Source organism: Gimesia maris, assembly GCF_008298035.1.
Lineage (GTDB): Bacteria > Planctomycetota > Planctomycetia > Planctomycetales > Planctomycetaceae > Gimesia > Gimesia maris.
In genome coordinates, this window is sequence record NZ_CP042910.1 from 609,932 (window position 1) to 626,155 (window position 16,224).

The 16,224-nt window shown below is 49.8% G+C and carries 12 protein-coding genes; 9 read left to right on the top strand and 3 right to left on the bottom strand.

Going from position 1 to position 16,224, the window contains the following annotated elements; genetic code table 11:
- Positions 1-35 precede the first annotated feature (35 nt).
- The 4 genes from GmarT_RS02270 (at position 36) to GmarT_RS02285 (ending at position 5,734) form a co-directional block, all read left to right on the top strand.
- The gene (locus tag GmarT_RS02270) at positions 36-1,262 is read left to right on the top strand and encodes a metallo-dependent hydrolase family protein (protein WP_002647257.1); all 1,227 of its coding nucleotides are present in this window, start codon (positions 36-38) and stop codon (positions 1,260-1,262) included.
- A 176-nt stretch (positions 1,263-1,438) separates the two neighbouring features.
- Positions 1,439-3,331: a hypothetical protein gene (locus GmarT_RS02275; RefSeq protein WP_149302411.1), complete on the top strand. Its 1,893-nt coding sequence runs from the start codon at positions 1,439-1,441 to the stop codon at positions 3,329-3,331.
- A 397-nt stretch (positions 3,332-3,728) separates the two neighbouring features.
- The gene (locus GmarT_RS02280; RefSeq protein ID WP_002647255.1) at positions 3,729-4,907 is read left to right on the top strand and encodes a hypothetical protein; all 1,179 of its coding nucleotides are present in this window, start codon (positions 3,729-3,731) and stop codon (positions 4,905-4,907) included.
- Between the two features lie 29 nt (positions 4,908-4,936).
- Positions 4,937-5,734, top strand: coding sequence for a class I SAM-dependent methyltransferase (locus GmarT_RS02285; protein ID WP_002647254.1), 798 nt, complete (start codon positions 4,937-4,939; stop codon positions 5,732-5,734).
- Between the two features lies 1 nt (position 5,735).
- Here the strand turns inward: GmarT_RS02285 and GmarT_RS02290 are convergent, their stop codons facing one another.
- Together GmarT_RS02290 and GmarT_RS02295 are read right to left on the bottom strand one after the other, a co-directional pair.
- Positions 5,736-6,269: an adenine phosphoribosyltransferase gene (locus tag GmarT_RS02290; protein ID WP_002647253.1), complete on the bottom strand. Its 534-nt coding sequence runs from the start codon at positions 6,267-6,269 to the stop codon at positions 5,736-5,738.
- Positions 6,262-8,013 (bottom strand): serine/threonine protein kinase, encoded by a 1,752-nt coding sequence (locus GmarT_RS02295; RefSeq protein WP_002647252.1) that lies wholly within the window; start codon positions 8,011-8,013, stop codon positions 6,262-6,264. The genes GmarT_RS02290 and GmarT_RS02295 overlap by 8 nt, the downstream gene beginning before the upstream one ends.
- A gap of 242 nt (positions 8,014-8,255) precedes the next feature.
- Between GmarT_RS02295 and GmarT_RS02300 the strand changes: the two genes are divergently transcribed.
- On the top strand, positions 8,256-8,660 hold the full coding sequence (locus tag GmarT_RS02300) for a sirohydrochlorin chelatase (RefSeq protein ID WP_002647251.1): 405 nt from the start codon (positions 8,256-8,258) through the stop codon (positions 8,658-8,660).
- A gap of 55 nt (positions 8,661-8,715) precedes the next feature.
- Here the strand turns inward: GmarT_RS02300 and GmarT_RS02305 are convergent, their stop codons facing one another.
- Positions 8,716-9,729 (bottom strand): DUF1573 domain-containing protein, encoded by a 1,014-nt coding sequence (locus GmarT_RS02305; protein WP_002647250.1) that lies wholly within the window; start codon positions 9,727-9,729, stop codon positions 8,716-8,718.
- A 998-nt stretch (positions 9,730-10,727) separates the two neighbouring features.
- On the opposite strand from GmarT_RS02305, the gene GmarT_RS02310 reads away from it, so the two are divergent.
- The 4 genes from GmarT_RS02310 to GmarT_RS02325 all read left to right on the top strand — a co-directional run bounded on the left by GmarT_RS02310 (position 10,728) and on the right by GmarT_RS02325 (position 16,172).
- The gene (locus tag GmarT_RS02310) at positions 10,728-11,513 is read left to right on the top strand and encodes a hypothetical protein (protein ID WP_149302412.1); all 786 of its coding nucleotides are present in this window, start codon (positions 10,728-10,730) and stop codon (positions 11,511-11,513) included.
- Positions 11,514-11,739: 226 nt separating this feature from the next.
- Positions 11,740-12,786, top strand: a complete 1,047-nt coding sequence (gene lpxK, locus GmarT_RS02315) for a tetraacyldisaccharide 4'-kinase (protein ID WP_002649251.1) — start codon at positions 11,740-11,742, stop codon at positions 12,784-12,786.
- 342 nt (positions 12,787-13,128) lie between these two features.
- The gene (locus tag GmarT_RS02320; protein WP_002649250.1) at positions 13,129-13,908 is read left to right on the top strand and encodes a hypothetical protein; all 780 of its coding nucleotides are present in this window, start codon (positions 13,129-13,131) and stop codon (positions 13,906-13,908) included.
- A 104-nt stretch (positions 13,909-14,012) separates the two neighbouring features.
- A complete protein-coding gene (locus GmarT_RS02325) occupies positions 14,013-16,172 on the top strand; it encodes an outer membrane protein assembly factor BamB family protein (protein WP_149302413.1) in 2,160 nt (719 codons plus the stop codon).
- Positions 16,173-16,224 lie beyond the last annotated feature (52 nt).

Sequence of the window (16,224 nt, forward strand, 5' to 3'; positions counted from 1 at the left end):
GCCTGCCATCAATGTTTATTAGACAAAGTGATATTTTGGAACGTCAGATTTTAGCAGCGCGCTGGGTGTATCCTGTTGAGGGACCTCCACTGGAACGGGCCGTCGTTGAACTGGAAGGTGCCCGGATTGCCGCCGTGTATCAGGGGGAGCATCCCCGGGCAGTTGATCTGGGCAACACTGCTCTCATCCCCGGTCTGGTGAATGCACACACGCACCTGGAATTCAGCCAGCTCGAAACGCCGCTGGGTCCCGCGCAACCGTTTGCCGAATGGATTCGGTCGATTATGAAATCGCGGTTCACTTGTTCCGTTCCCGCCAGAGATCGAATTCAGCAGGGAATCGAAGAGAGTCTGCAAGCCGGGACGACCTGCCTGGGTGAAATCGCAACCGGTTCAGAGAGTCTGCAGCTGTTGAATGCGGATGATCGAAAACCGTCGGCTGTGGTTTTCCGGGAATGTCTGGGCTTCACCCCAGATCGAATTCAAGAGCAGCAGCAGATCGCAGCAGATTATCTGCAGCTGGGCACGGATCTGGAGTTGAGTGCTGCCGTTGGTCTGGGATTGAGTCCACATGCGCCTTACAGTGTGAATCCCGATTTATATCTGAATCTGATCCAGCAGGCGCGCGATCAGGGAGTTCCGGCTGCTGTTCATCTGGCCGAGACAGAGGATGAGCTGGAATTTTTGAGTCAAAAGTCCGGGCCCTTTGTTGATCTGTTAGCTGAGCTGGGGCTCTGGGATCCGCAGATATTGCGAGACGGGATGCGACTGTATGATTACCTCGCTCCCCTGGCGGAACTCACCTCGGCGCTGGCCGTGCATGGAAATTATTTTGGGGTTGCCGAGATTGAATTTCTGAAGCAGGCGCCCCAGATCTCTGTTGTTTACTGTCCGCGTACACATTATTACTTTGGCCATCGTCTGCATCCCTGGCAGAGTATGATCAGTCAGGGGATCAATGTGGCTTTGGGGACAGACAGTCGGGCCTCAAATCCCGATCTCAGTCTCTGGAAAGAACTGCAGTTTCTGCGTGACAAGTTCCCGGATGTTCCAACGGATCTTATTCTGGAGTGTGGCACTTTAGCGGGCGCCCGTGCACTGGAGCTGTCGGATGAACTGGGGACGCTGACCGTCGGGAAACGGGCGGATCTGGCTCTTGTCCGTCTGCCTGAAGGTTCTGTTCCTGCTTCAGGAAGTGATCTTTTGTTGAATTCCCGGTCCTATGTTTCGCGAGTCATGCTGAATGGCGTCTGGATCAATTGATTTCAGCAGAAATACCGTTACCCTATTATCACCAGTCGGCGCATTTTAATTAATGGGGGGCCGCCTCCTTTTATTGATTCATCTCAGTTCGGTAATGCGCGAACCCGATCTGATGCGCGAGTGTTGCGGGTGAACTTCTCAGTTGTTGTTGAGGAACCATGTTAATGGAAAAAACAATGTCAATCGAATTTGGTCAATCTGTGCCACAACAGCTGTTTGCCGTTTCTGATGAAGAGTTTCTGCAGTCCATTCAATGGAAATCAAAGCCGACGGGCGATCTGATGAAAGGTGCTCAGTCAGGTGACCTGAATCGGTTCTGTAAAGGTTTATCCGCCAACCTGAAATCAATTGCGAAGCAGAAGCGATCAGGAAAACTGGCTGCTCAAATGCAGTGGTCGACACTCTGGTCCGATGAGTCGGTGGACGAAACCTGCCGCACTTCCGATTTGATCAGTCTGATTCGATCAGCCAGAAAGCTACCGGCGCAACTCAAGAAAAGTTCCAAAGGCTCGAAACGGAAAAAAGCTCCTGATTTGAGCTTCGATGAAATCAGTCGCCTGCTGGTCAGCTGGATCGATCAGATTTCGTCCGCCGATCCATTACTGCCTTTTGAAATGGTATTGTTAATTGAATTACTGGAAAACCTTGGTACTCGACTGGCACCCGCTGCTCTGATCAGTGTCTGGAGGACCTGTCTGTTTTCTGCAGTGACGCTTTGCTTCAAACTGGAAGAAACCGATTTTTCAGAGTTACCCGAAGACCAGGTCGCGCTGATTTCCGGAGAAGTCCCCTGGCGTGCCGGTTTACTGTTCTCGGAGATTTCCGGGGCAAAGAATTTCCGTCAACTGGGGCAACAGAATTTACGGGACAGTTTTTTCGATCGTACTGATACTGATGGAACTCCGCATGCAGACTTTTTCCCCCGGCTTGATTACTGGTTGATTACGCTGACGCGAGCGACTTATGCAGGCCAGATCTGGGGCAAAGCATTATGGGATCAGGAAGCACACGAACGATTCCAGTTGTCGGTTGAGAAAATCATTGCGGCCTGCGACGCCAGTGGTCAGATCGCGCTTTGCCCGACACATACAGTTTCACATCTTGAGTTACTTGCAGCAGCGGCCTGCATTGCCGGACTTCAGTCCAGGAGTGCAGAGCGATTGTATTTAAAATCACTGCAGACCGTCAAAAAACGATCCGGATTTTTTATCCAGTCCGAGGATTGTCCTTCCAGCCAGTCTGACTGGGCTGCTCAGGCATTGATGAGAAATTACTGGTCTGACAGTTCCAATCTACTGGTTGTCAGCTGGAATGCTGAACTGCCTGTGATCAGTCTGACTGCGATGGGGAAATTACTGTTTCAGGGAGCCTGGGATTTTTCATTGACGGTTAACGGAGAAACGGTGACCGGGGATGGTGAGTGGAGTTGTGTCTGCTGGAACACGGATGAAGATGCGGATTACCTCGAACTGCACATGGACCTGGATTCGGGTTTTCGCCTTGAGCGTCAGCTGTTACTTCCCCGCAACCAGCACTTTGCTTTTCTTGCGGATATTGTGACAGTGACAGAAGCGGCTAACATTGAGTATCGTTCGGTACTGCCCGTTTCTGCGGAACTGGCGGGGCTGGTCGACAGTGAAACACATGAGTTGACACTCAAAACCAAAGGGTTGTCGGCCCGGATCTTTCCGATTGGATTGCCCCAGGAACGGGATTTCTTTCAGCCCGGCAGCCTGACGTTTAATGAACAGCATCAACTGATATTGCAGCAGCAGGCTTCGGAAGCAACGGCCCTGTACGTGCCATTGATTATCGACTGGGAACCCGATCTGAAACGCAAGGCGGCAGACTGGTCTCGACTGACCGTCAGTGAATCGGGAAAAATATCATCCCGGGATGAAGCAGCCGGACATCGGTTGCGAATTGGGTCACATCAGTTGCTGGTGTACCGCAGTCTGAAAAAAGCGGAGCATGCGAGAGCTGTTTTGGGGCATCATACCAGTTACGAATCTGTCATCGGTCGCTTTGACACGAATGGTGATTTGAGTCCTCTGCTGTTTGTAGAGTAAAGGCATCGAAACAGGGCGATTTCTCTCTTTCTGAAGTGGCGGGGTACTCAGGGAGCCCCGGAATTCTTACAATGAGCGTTTCAGAAAGTAAAAATTCAACCCTGAAACAACTTTCTGACAGCGTCCTTACCTGCACGCAGTGATATTAACTCAGACGGATTGAGTACTGTAAATTTCATGTCTCATTCGTTAGTCTTACATGTACTGCTTCTACTGTAAGTGGATGGAAATCGGGTGTTCTCAATGGATATCAAAGCGATCATCTTTAACAGACTGGGTAAACGGCAGCTTTTCAATGTCTGAACATAATACGGTATGTCGGTCAGATGTCTCATCAAAAATAATTCGAATGATAGTGCTTCACTAATCTGAAACGATCGAGGACAAGAGAATAATCATGTCAGAAGATACTTTTGCAGTTCTGGAAGAATTACAGCAGCAGTCTCCGAAAGCGGTTTTGGATCGACTGGTTGAAACCCTGACATCGCAGAAAAATTATCACCGTCTGTTTGATGCTTTGTTGATGCAGAAAAAACTGGCGCTTGGTACGGGCCTGTTACAGCCCACCAGTTTTGATAATGTGCCGGAAGATCAAAAGAAAGAATTCGAAGAGGCTTACATTGCAGCTGCCCGTCAGGTGGGACGTTTATTACTGGATGACAAAAAGTATTCTGATGCCTGGCTCTACTTTCAGACGATTCAGGAGCCTGAACCGGTGGCGGACGCCTTAAAGAAAATCAATCCGCGAACCGTACCCGAAGATAAAGTGGAAGAACTGATCCAGGTTTGCGTTTATGAAGGCGCTAACCCGGAAAAAGGATTTGAGATCATGTTGCAGGTCAACGGAATCTGTAACACGATTACCGTGTTTGACCAGATGAATGCCCAGTTGAAGCCGGAAGGGCGTCAGCAGGTTGCCTGTCTGCTGGTCGATCAGTTGTATGGTGATCTCGTTCAGTCGCTGCAATACCAGGTGCAGCAAAAGGTTCCCATGGCTCCCCCCACCGACAATCTGCGGGAGCTGATGGCGGGTAGAGACTGGATGTTTGAATCCGGCAGCTATCATATCGATGTTTCACATTTGAATTCGGTGGTTCGCTTTGCCCGTCTGCTGCCTGACAAAGACCCTCACATTTCAAAAGTCATAGAATTATGTGAATACGGTTCCCGGTTAGACAGCCAGTTTCAGTATCCGGGAGAAACTCCGTTTGAGGATTTTTATCCGGCCCATATGCATTTTTTCAAAGCCCTGGTGGGAGATGAAAATGATCAGAAAATGGGGATTGCCTATTTCGAAAGTAAACTGGAGCAGGAGCCCGATGAAGACGACAAGCAGATGATCGCTTATGCGATGATCGATCTGTTGACTCGCGTGGGTCAGGACGAGCGGGCTATCGAACTTGCGGAAACCTATCTCAGCCAGTTTGAAGATCCCAATACATTTTCCTTTACCGACCTGTGTCTCAAAACTGACCATCTGGATGTGTTGCAGCGCGTTGCACGGGGTAAAGGGGATCTCGTCACCTTTACCGGCGCTTTATTGGATGCAGCACAAGCAAAGTCGCAGGAATCCTGATTGATCCGATCTGAAATCGAGACTCCCGCATGTCCCACCTGTCCCATAATCGTGCTGCCTGGAATCGACTGGCGGAAGTGCGCAGCCAGTTTACCAAGGTTGCGACCGATGAAGAGTGCCACTCTCCCTTGCAGACACTGGATTCACGCGGCTGGCTGCCTGAATCCGTCACGGGCCAGCATGTGCTCTGCCTGGCATCCGGAGGGGGCTGGCAGTCGATACTCTATGCCTCAGCCGGGGCGCAGGTCACTGTCGTCGATCTGAGTAACAAAATGCTGCAGTTGGATGAACAGGAAGCCCGCAGGCGCGGTTTGCAGGTGAAAATTGTTGAAACATCGATGGATGATCTTTCTGATTTGCGGGATGCGCAATTTGATATTGTTCATCAGCCTGTGAGCACGTGTTACGTTCCCGATGTGGAAGCCGTTTACCGGGAAGTGGCGCGCGTGCTTCGTCCGGGAGGACTTTATATCAGCCAGCATAAAACCCCCACGAGTCTGCAGATTACCAGTCGCAATCAACAGAATGACTATGTGGTGGGTCTGGAGTATTATCAGCAGGGCGCGCTGCCGAAAACAGATGACCGCTCTTACCGGGAGGACGGCGCGACCGAATACCTGCACCGCTGGGATCAACTGGTCGGCGGGTTATGTCGTCAGGGATTCGTGATTGAAGATCTGCGCGAGCCGGTGCGTGCAGATCCCAATGCACCTGTGGGGCATTTTCGTCATCGAGGCCGGTTTGTTGCACCCTATGTTCGTATCAAAGCACGGCGTATCGAACAGCGTGTGCCGGCAGGAACGCCGGCTGCAATCTGGGTTCCCTGATCTATTCTGCGGCATAATGAATGAGTGAGTAAACATCACAGCCATTCATTTTTTCCCTTCCATTGAGGAAGGCGAGTTCGATCAGAAAGGCACAACTGACGACTTCTGCCTGTGAGTGTTTTGTGAGCTCGATACAGGCGGCGATGGTTCCTCCGGTCGCCAGCAGGTCATCTACGATTAATACCCGGTCATCGGAGTGAATGGAATCGGTATGCATCTCCAGCGAATCGGACCCGTATTCCAGTTCGTAATGAAAGGCTTTGGTTTCAAAGGGAAGCTTTCCCGGCTTGCGAATGGGGATGAACCGGGCGCCTAACGCAAGTGCCAGGGGGGCTGCGAAGATAAAACCACGTGCTTCAGCGGCGAGTACCGCCGTGATCTGTTTATCACGATAGTAAGCAGTCAGGCGGTCAATGACTTCCTGAAAGGCTTTTGGTTCAGCGAGGAGAGGCGTAATGTCTCGAAACAGAATTCCCGGTTTGGGAAAATCAGGGATTTCACGAATATACTTTTTCAAGTCGAGTTCTTCAGTCATTATTGGTGTTCTCTTTCTGAGAGTCTGTTTCAGTTTGTGCTGCCTGTTTCAGTTCGGGCAGCGTCTCAAGTTTTTGTCTGGCTTTCCGGACCATGTCTCTGGCGACCTCTGCCTGGTCGTGTTCGTAGAGTACGATCAGTGCCTTCCAGACACGGGCCGCTTCGTCAAATTTCTTTTCGTTGACGAGTGCATCGGCATTTGCCATGGATTGTGTCAGCATGATAAATCGTTCCGCGGTGCGTGAAGAATCATTTTGCAGTTCATTCAGCATCTGCCGGGCGAGATCTCGCATTTCGTCCTGTTTGGTATTATCAGTGTCATTTGGGTTTTCGTTAAGAATATCAACCAGGGCAGTGAGTATGACCTCTGCCTGTGCCAGATTGCCTGTTTCGAGGTAATGTTGTGAGAGCAGCATAAACCTCTGGGCTTCATTTTGCGGGCCGGTACGTGATCTGCGTTTGGCAGTCATACCTGCCCGTGAGCGAATTTCATATACCTTGATTCTTTCCAGAAGTGGCTGGACATCTTCCTCCCATCGCTCCGGGTCTGTATCCAGGAGAGGCAACAAAAATTTATCACGTGCCGTATACCATTCCGGGTTTTCGGGTTGCTGCAAGATTTGCCGACCCTGTGAAAACATTTCCTGAGGTGTCAGTTCTCTCTCCTGAAACCAGAAGTATCCACCGGCAATCAGGATGGCCAGCATACCCAGCAGGAAGTAAGTATTGTCGAAGATCTGACTCAGTTTTGAGCCGGTACTTTCTGATTCAAGCTGCGCCCGCATCAGGCCCTGCATTAAAGTTCCCGCACCGGCCTGGGGTTCTGATGCGGATTGGACGAGGGTCGGCGTCACTGAGGGATCACCGGTTCCTGAAAGTGCGTAGGTATCGTCAGAGGTCGACATTTCATATTTGTTGAGAACTTCCTGCAGGCGGCGGGAAAGAACATAGGCATCCGGAAATCGTTTCTGGGGATCTTTTTCAAGCAGTTTACAGACAATTTCTTCAAGCCAGATGGGGAGATCGTCCACGTATCTACCTGGCTTATCAAACTGGCCGTACATCTGTTTCTGAATGATGGCCAACATGGTTTTTCCACTGAAGGGAGGTCTGCCGGTGAGCATGACATACATCACCGCACCCAGGGAATACAAATCGCTTTGCCTGGTAACGCGTTTGCCTTCTGCCTGTTCTGGAGACATGTACTCTGCAGTACCGATAATTCCCCCGGTGACGGTGAGTTTTTCGGTCGCGAATAATTGAGCGACACCAAAGTCAGCCAGTTTGACGGTGTCATCGTCTTTCAGAATCAGGTTGGAAGGTTTCAGGTCCCGGTGAATAATGCCGGCGTCATGTGAGGCTTTCAGAGCGGAACAGATCTGGATTGAGATGTTAACGACGGTTTTCCAGTCGATGCGTTTTTCGCGTCGGAGGCGATTGGTTAACGTTTCGCCTTCGACGTATTCCATGACATAATAGTAGATGTCGTTTTCCACGCCGCTGTCGTAGAACTCAATGACATACTGATTATGCATTTTTTTCAATGCTTCGATTTCACGATGAAACCGTTCAACAAAGCCAGGCTCGCGTGCCAGAGCACCGGGGAGAATTTTGATGGCTACCTGTTGATCGGTGTGGATGTTTGTTGCCAGGTAGACCGAACCCATTCCGCCGGCGCCGATTTTTTTCCCGATCAGATACTCGCCTAATCTGTCCGGGGCGGATTCATGTTCGTGCGTGTTCAAGGTCGTTGCTCGATGTTGGAATGAATCAGTGGCCGCTGATTCGAGAAGTTCTGTTTATGGAAACAAGAGTTACTTGTACAGTGTCTGATGTGAGGTAGAAGTCTATAATCTCAGGAATAATTTTGTGCGCTTAGATTGTGTCGGGTTTTACAGTAGTGTCTCCAAGGCGATTAGGGCCGAGTATTATAAATTGAGAGACGCTATGATTAAATGTGATGCGTTTTAATTTACTTCTTTCCATTATGGTTGAATCCATGTCTGATGCAAGAACGAAGGCGATTCTGTTGATAGCCCACGGCAGTCGGCGAGACGAAGCAAACCAGGATCTGGTGAAACTGGCGGCAATGTTACGCGAACGCTGCGAATTTGGGGTTGTTGAATATGCCTATCTTGAACTGGCCGAGCCTGCGATTCCTGAGGGCGCCGCCCGCTGCGTGCAGGCAGGCGCTGCTGAAGTGTTTATGTTACCCTATTTTCTCTCTGCCGGGGTGCATGTTCAAAATGACCTGGAAGAATTTCGGAATCAATTCAGCCAGGCGTATCCCGAAGTCAGGTTTCGTCTCTGTGCGCATCTGGGTTTGCATCCCTTGATGCTGGAGATTGTACTGGATCGATTGAATGAACCCGTTGATGAGAGTGTCGAATAAAAAAAGGACGCTCCGAAGAACGCCCTTTTCTCGCAATGAAAAATCATTTCAAATCTTAATTGGTTTTCGTTTCAGAAATCTTACCAAAGGCTTTAAAGGTGATTGGTTCACCCCGGCCCGCGATGGTGACGGTGAATTCTTCTGAGTAGTCACCCGGTTTGTTCGGTGGAACAATTGTCAGCGGTAAAACGTGAATGGGCTGTGTTGTTTTAGGCATTCGGATTTTGAAAGCTTCGTCGTTTGACTCGCATTCAATTTTATTGATCTCGAAAGGTTTTTTACCACGCAGTACCACGTTCACGGTTTTTTCCTGACCGGGAACCATCATTCCCAGTGAAACCACTTCAGGTGTGATTGTGATGTCTGATTCCACTTTTGCTTCAACCAGCAGAGGCACTGTCGTGAAATTGACATCGTTGGTTTTCAGCATGATCTGTTCGCGGATTGGTCCCAGCGGTGTATTGGGAGCCAGGGTGAGAATCAGATTGTAGTTGACACGTCCACCACCGCGGGCTGTTTCAACGGCTTTGACGGTGAGTGACGGATCTTTGGATTGAATCCCGGTGATCGCCCAGTCATCGCGGCCGGCATAAGCGAGTGCCACTGTGGTTTCTGCACCTTTACCGACTTCGACTGAACCGAAGTTGGCGGAGCCCGGTGTGAAGACAACATCAGTTCTGATGTAGGCCGTGATCGGAATTCGAATTTCTGCATACTGTGGTGCGTCGATGGTGATGATCACGTTGGAATCTTTACGTCGTTGAAAACGTGCGGTATCCATTTTGACCTGAATATAACCTTCTTCGCCACTTTCCAGAATGTTCTTGGAAGGTTCGGCGGCGGAACAGCCACAGGTTGTGCGGACATTGGAAATGTGCACGGGGCTGGGATAAATATTTTTGATTTTCAGACGGTATTGAGCATCTGACCCCCGGGCAATGACCCCGAAGTCGATCTTGTCTTTGTCGAACATCTTCTGAGCCCATTCCTGACCGAATGAACTCGAGGTACTCAACATAAACAGACAGGCACTCAAAAAACCAAATCGGAAACTGCTCTTACTTAACATTATTGAATCTCACTTCTGCAAAAAAAGAATTAACTTCGATGTATTAATTAAGTCGAGGCACTGAGATTGGTTAATTTGGTAGGAACGTTTACCGACTTTCAGCACACCACTTTACATCGTCTAGTGCAGAATCCATTCACAGAGACGTTTCACACTACTTGTAAAATCGGGCTATCAAAAACGTTTGCAAATTTCAGAAGCGCAGAAAATGCAATCGCTTATCAAGCCTGGATCAGATCGCCAGCATTATACTGATTTTATGTGCCCGAGATCAAATTTGATATTCAGAACATCAGATATACTGGCTTGTGTGACAAATACATCAGTCGGCATCGACACTTTGGTGATGGCAATTTAGTTCTCATTAGTTGAAAAGTCAATGTTGTCTCATTCTGGTCACTCCAGCTATCCCTCAACGGATTATACGGTGTAAACCAACCCGTTCTCATCGGTCTGACTGTGTTCATCATGATGTCGCAACCAGTTTCTGTAACTGGGTTTGAGGGAATACTGAGTGTACCTGAATTATTCACTATAACTGGTGAAGCTTTATTCAATCGGATTGTTTTGCCAGAGATAATCGCCAGAGTTTGACATGCTTGTCCAGGCGCACTGATGTGGATATTTTTCCAGTTCGTCAGGACTCTGCGAGCTGTTCAACTCCATTCGGCATTCTGTTGCTTTCTGCGATTTCTGTCCGACCGCTTCAAGGGCGCGTGATACGCTTTGGCTGAGAGTGTCTTTCCCAGGAAAGCATTCTGACAAATACACAAAGCTGATCACCAGACAACTGTGTTTGCCTGGTGAATGATAAGGAAGACAGGATCTCTTTCATTATCAGACTGGTTGGGTTTTCAATGGAAAATCTGCTGGTTCGTTTCACACAAAAATAGAGTGCTTAAGATTACCGGGATATTGTTGATGAGAGCATCGCTGGACGCACAGTGATATCAGGAACATCAGTTCGGTCTCATTATTTCAGGGAGCAACGGGTTAATATGATAAATAAATTCACTGCCAGGGCAGTTCTGACCGGAATGTTTGTTCTGGGTATGAGCTGTCTGGCGATACCAGGCCAGCTGGAGGCTGGACATAAATGCGGACATGGTCATTGTAAAGGAGGCGGGCTGTCACTGTTTCATTCCGGAAAGTGCTGCAGTCCCTGGAAGCTGGGCCATAAACATAAATGTAATTCCGGCTGCGGGGGAAGTTCCTGTGGCGGTGGATCTTTAGTCGATCATTATTATCAGGGAGCCGTCTATGGTATGGGAAACAGTTCGCGCGGCGGTTGCCAGTCGTGCCAGTCTGGAAGTGGTGTTGCTGATTTTGATGGGATGCCAGCCGGTGGTGTGTCGCCGCAGTTAGGTTTGCAACCCATGCCGATGCAGGCGGCGCCGATGCGCCCGCGGATTCTGCACTATCCGGGTACGATGGGGACTGCTTATATGCGTCCGACCAGGATGATGCCTGCAGATGGTCCGGAAGGTCATCCTCGGGATGCCGGACTGGATGTCTATGCACCGGGCGCAACCGATATTCGGGTGGTCGCTTTAAATCGTCAACGGGATGAGATGATCGGCTATCGGGACCCTGCCAACGATGACATCTGGGAATTCGTGACCAAGCGGCCTTTGATACCAGGCATTCCGCATGTCTACCAGGTGTATGCGATTTTTCCTGAAACGGGTCGAGTTCCGCAAACACAGCGTGTCAGACTGATTATGGGACGCATTGTTGAATTGAGCTACAAGAAGTACGAATCAGGTCAGTCGGTTCCCCAATGAGAAAGTAACCATTTCTAAGAGTATACTTTTTCCTCTTCAGAAACGGTTGGGTAATTCGACTGAAACCGCGCCCTGTTGAGAGCAAGGTAGTTGATTGTGTCACTAAGTCTGGCTGCTGATTAGCCAGACGGAAACGACTCGGCTATCATGTTCTGAACAGGGCGTGTTCTTTGTAATGTCACCGCCGACTCATTTCATGCTGTAGTGTTTGCAGGCAGGCTGATTCGTGGACGAAGTGGAATATCTGAGAATCATCTCCGGTCAGAGACAGGACTGGCGCGCCCGTCTGCTGTATCAACCCGGCCTGCGATTTCTGAGTCTGCTGTATCGAGGTGGTGTCGGTGTTCGCAACTGGATGTTTGACCGCCGACTTCGAAGTGTCAGAACGGTTGAGGTTCCCGTGGTCAGTCTGGGGAATCTGACGACGGGAGGGACAGGAAAGACTCCATTTGTCGCCTGGCTCACACAGTGGTTTCAAAACCATCAGAAGCAGGTGGCACTGCTGAGTCGAGGCTACCGGGCGTTACCTGGTGAAGTGAATGATGAGAAACTGTTGCTGGACCGACTGTGTCCCGGCGTGCCTCATTATCAGAATCCGGACCGTTGTGCTTCGGCTGAAAAGGCCATCCGGGATGGGGCCCAGGTACTGATACTGGATGACGGGTTCCAGCATCGAAAGCTGGATCGAACTGTCGATCTGGTTTTGATCGACGCTGTCTGCCCCTGGGGGCATGGCGGTCTACTCCCCCGGGGATTAATGCGCGAACCGAAATCGTCACTCAAGCGAGCGGACTTCGTAATCCTGACACGAGTCGATCAATGTTCTGCGACAGAACTTGCGCAGTTGCAGCAGGAATTAATCAAGCTGGTTCCCGCAGATCGAATGGCGACTGCCACGTTTCAGCCCCACGCTTTGATCAATGTGGCTGATGAAACCCTGTCGCTGGAATCGGTCAAGGGGAAGCGGGTCTGGGGATTTTGCGCGATTGGAAATCCTGCTGGTTTTCGACGCACACTGGAGCAGTCTGGATTTGAAGTGGCAGGGCTCCAGGTGTTCGCGGACCATCATCATTACTCCAGTGATGATGTGCAGGAGATCGGGGTCCAGGCCAAAGAAGCCGATGTCGATCTGATTCTAACGACCTGCAAGGATCTGGTTAAGTTAAGTGAACTTATGTTTTGCGGTGTTCCGGTCTGGGGGGTCGAAATCGGTGTTGAATTGCGGGAGGGGAGCGCGTTTCTCGAACAGATATTACAGGGGCTTGTAGATTAAATGTCCCTCAAAATCGGGTATGCGAGGTTTTGAATGGTTGCCTGTGCTGGATTTACTGCAACAATTCACGATAGATTCCGTATTTTGGTCCGCTTTGATCCCAAAAATTGACGTAATCCTGTTTCATAGATACTTGATTTTGGTAGTTTGTTGTGTCATCCTGAGTAGAGATGACATTCACACAAAGCGGGTGTTTTGTAGAGAATACGGATCTCGCCTGGCTTGTTACCTTCCTACAGTGCGGCTTTCCCGGTTTGAAGCAACAGCGTCAATCAGGGTTTCCGTACTCCTTCCCCACGATGGTCTGATCAATCATATTCAAATAGACGAGGTATTTTAATTATGCGAAAGTTGAATCTCAACCAGATATTAATCACTGCTCTCCTGATTTCTGGATTCAGTTTCCTCTCACCTGTGTCAGTCTCGGCAGCAGAATGGGGATCGGTCACAGGCCGGTTTGTCTATGATGGTGAAGCTCCCAAGCCTGTCGTGCAGCGGGAAAAAGGTGATCCTAACGTCAAAGATCCCACAGTCTGTGCTGCCATGGAGCATCTCAATAACGATCTGGTCGTCAATCCGGACAACAAGGGGATTGCGAATATCTTCATGTACATGAGACGGGCTAAAAATGTACATCCTGATTTGAAAGAATCTAAAAAGAAGACACTTGTCTTTGATCAGCAGGGCTGTACTTTCGAGCCACATGCATTGTTTGTGCGGACCGATCAGAAAGTCATTGTTAAGTCAGGTGATCCAGTTGCCCACAATACTCATACCTTTCCGCTCAAAAATCAGGCGGTGAATTTTATTCTGGCTCCCAATGATCGTGAAGGAAAAGAAGTCGAAAACGTCATTTCCGAAATTCTGCCGATGCAGGTGAAATGTGACATCCATCCCTGGATGACGGCCTACTGGTTGGTTCTGGACCATCCTTATGCTGTCGTCTCTGATAAAGATGGAAAATTTACGATTGAAAACCTGCCTGCAGGTAGAAACACTTTTTATCTCTGGCAGGAAAAAACAGGTTACCTGGATCGCAAATTTACAGTGAATATCAAGCCGGGTGAAACCGTTGACATGGGTGAAGTCAAATTCAGTCCCGCTCAATTTAAAGATAAATAAGCCCTCTCTGCATGACAGAGATATTAGATACGGACACGTCCACCAGGGCGTGTCCTTTTTAGTGCCTGTAAACCGTTTTTGAAAATGGTGAGGAATTCAGGACCATGCAGATACTTCGCGGTTGCATCGCTCTTTTCGTATGGGGAGTGTTCAGTTTCTCAACTGAAATCGGACGGGCGCAACCGGAGCCGCAGGTCAAAACGTCTCGCTTTCGAGAGTCTGTTTCACTGGACGTGAATAATACGGTGCTCAAGAAAATGGGTTCCGTACGGGATTATCTGTCTGAACAGCAATGGGAAGATGCAGTCAAAATTCTGATTCAGATTTCGGATGAGTATGGCGACTCGTTGTATCCTGAATCTGCTGGCAGATATCTGCGGGTCTCGGAATATTGTCAGAATCTGCTGGCAGGATTTCCTCCTGAAGCGATCGCCATTTACCGGGAGAAAGTAGATCCCCGCGCCAAACGCTGGTATGAAGAAGCGCTGGCCAATTCGAGTGAGCAACCCCTGGTCAACATCGCCGAACAGGCATTGATGAGCAGTTACGGGGATGATGCTCTGAATCTACTGGGAGAGCTGGCGTGGGAGCAGGGTCAACTGGCGGAAGCACGGTCCTGCTGGCGTAAGCTGATTCCGCGAACTGCTTCTGATTCCCCCGTCTATGACGCCGGATTATTTCATTATCCTGATACGGATTTACCGGTTCCTGAAATTCTGGCCCGCCTGATTCTGGTCAGTTTTTTTGAAGGGAATTTCAGCCAGGCTGACTTTGAATATCGTCAGTTCCGCAAAAAGTTTCCGGAGACAGACGGAAAGCTTGCAGGAAAAGAGGGGAATCTGTCAGCCTTGCTGGCTGAGATTCTGGCTGATCACAGCCAGGTTTCGCTACCTGCCAATCAGGGAGAGATCAAAACATTTGCCGGACATCAGTCGCGGAATTTCAAAGCAGCGCAACAGCCTGACATAGGTGCGATTGCCTGGAGATTTCCCGTGCCGATGGTCTGGAGTCAGGAATTTACAGCGAAACCGGCATTTGGATTACGCGTCCCCCCGGGACTGTTTCCCGTGGTTCATCAGGAACATGTTTTCTTCAATGACGCCGAGCGCATCTATGGCTTAAACTGGAAAACGGGGTTACCTGCCTGGTCCCAGGGGCAGGAGTCCAGTCCGATACTCTATCCTTCTGACAGTCATCTCGTGGCCCGGCTCCCTTTTCGACCCGTGGTCGGCGTGCCCCGCTATACATCGACGATAGCCGGAGGTCGCCTGTATGCCCGGATGGGATCGCCGGTCACCTCCGTTGCCAAAGACGAACGGCTGGGGCTGTTTTCTGATCTGGTCTGTCTGGATCTCAATCAGGGCCAGGGAAAGCTGTTATGGAAGATCTCATCGGCCCAGCTGCGAGAGCAAAATTTTGTCTGGTCTTTTGAAGGGGCACCGGTGGTCTCAGGCAACAGACTGTATGTCGTATTGCATCGAGGGTTTCCCGAAGTACAGACGAATGTGGCCTGCTTTTCTGCAGACACGGGCGAAATGATCTGGAATCAGAAAGTCTGCCTGGCCTTAAGAAGTATTGAGGAAGGCGTCAATTATATCAGCCACCTGCTGCTGACCCTGGGAGAAGATCATCTCTACCTGTCGACGGATATGGGGGCCATTGCCTCTCTGGATACCGTTGATGGAAAGTTGAACTGGCTGGTAACCTATTCCTCCGAGGATAAGACAGACCGGGATGAGATGAGCAATCACATGAAAACAGGACTGGTTCCCTGTCTATATGATCGCGGGATACTGTTTGCTGCCCCCCAGGATTCGTCGCAGCTGATGGCGTTCGATGCGGAATCCGGATTGCTGCTCTGGCAGCGGGAATGGCCGGAACAGATACGAAATCTTCTGGGGGTGACGCCGTCCACCCTGGTCGTCAGTGGCAACAGACTGTTTGGGCTGGATCGAGCGACCGGCAGGATTAACTGGAAAACCGGTTATCACGATCCTGAAGGTTTCGGCTATGGCAGAGGAATCCTGGCCGGCCAGTATATCTACTGGCCTTTAAGAGAGGAGATTCTTGTCGTTCATACGGAACAGGGTTACCTGAAACAAAAAATATCTCTACGGAAACATTATGGGGAGTCAGGCGGTAATTTAGTGATCGCCGGGAATCAGTTACTCGTCGCCCAGCCTCGCAGGCTGACGGCATTTGGAACCGATTCGCGTATTCCGGTTGATGACTCGAAAAACGTTTCCGCGTTAAATGTTAAATAAGAATCAAGAGTACCGTTAACAAAACATGATTTTATACTTTTTAGACAAGGTG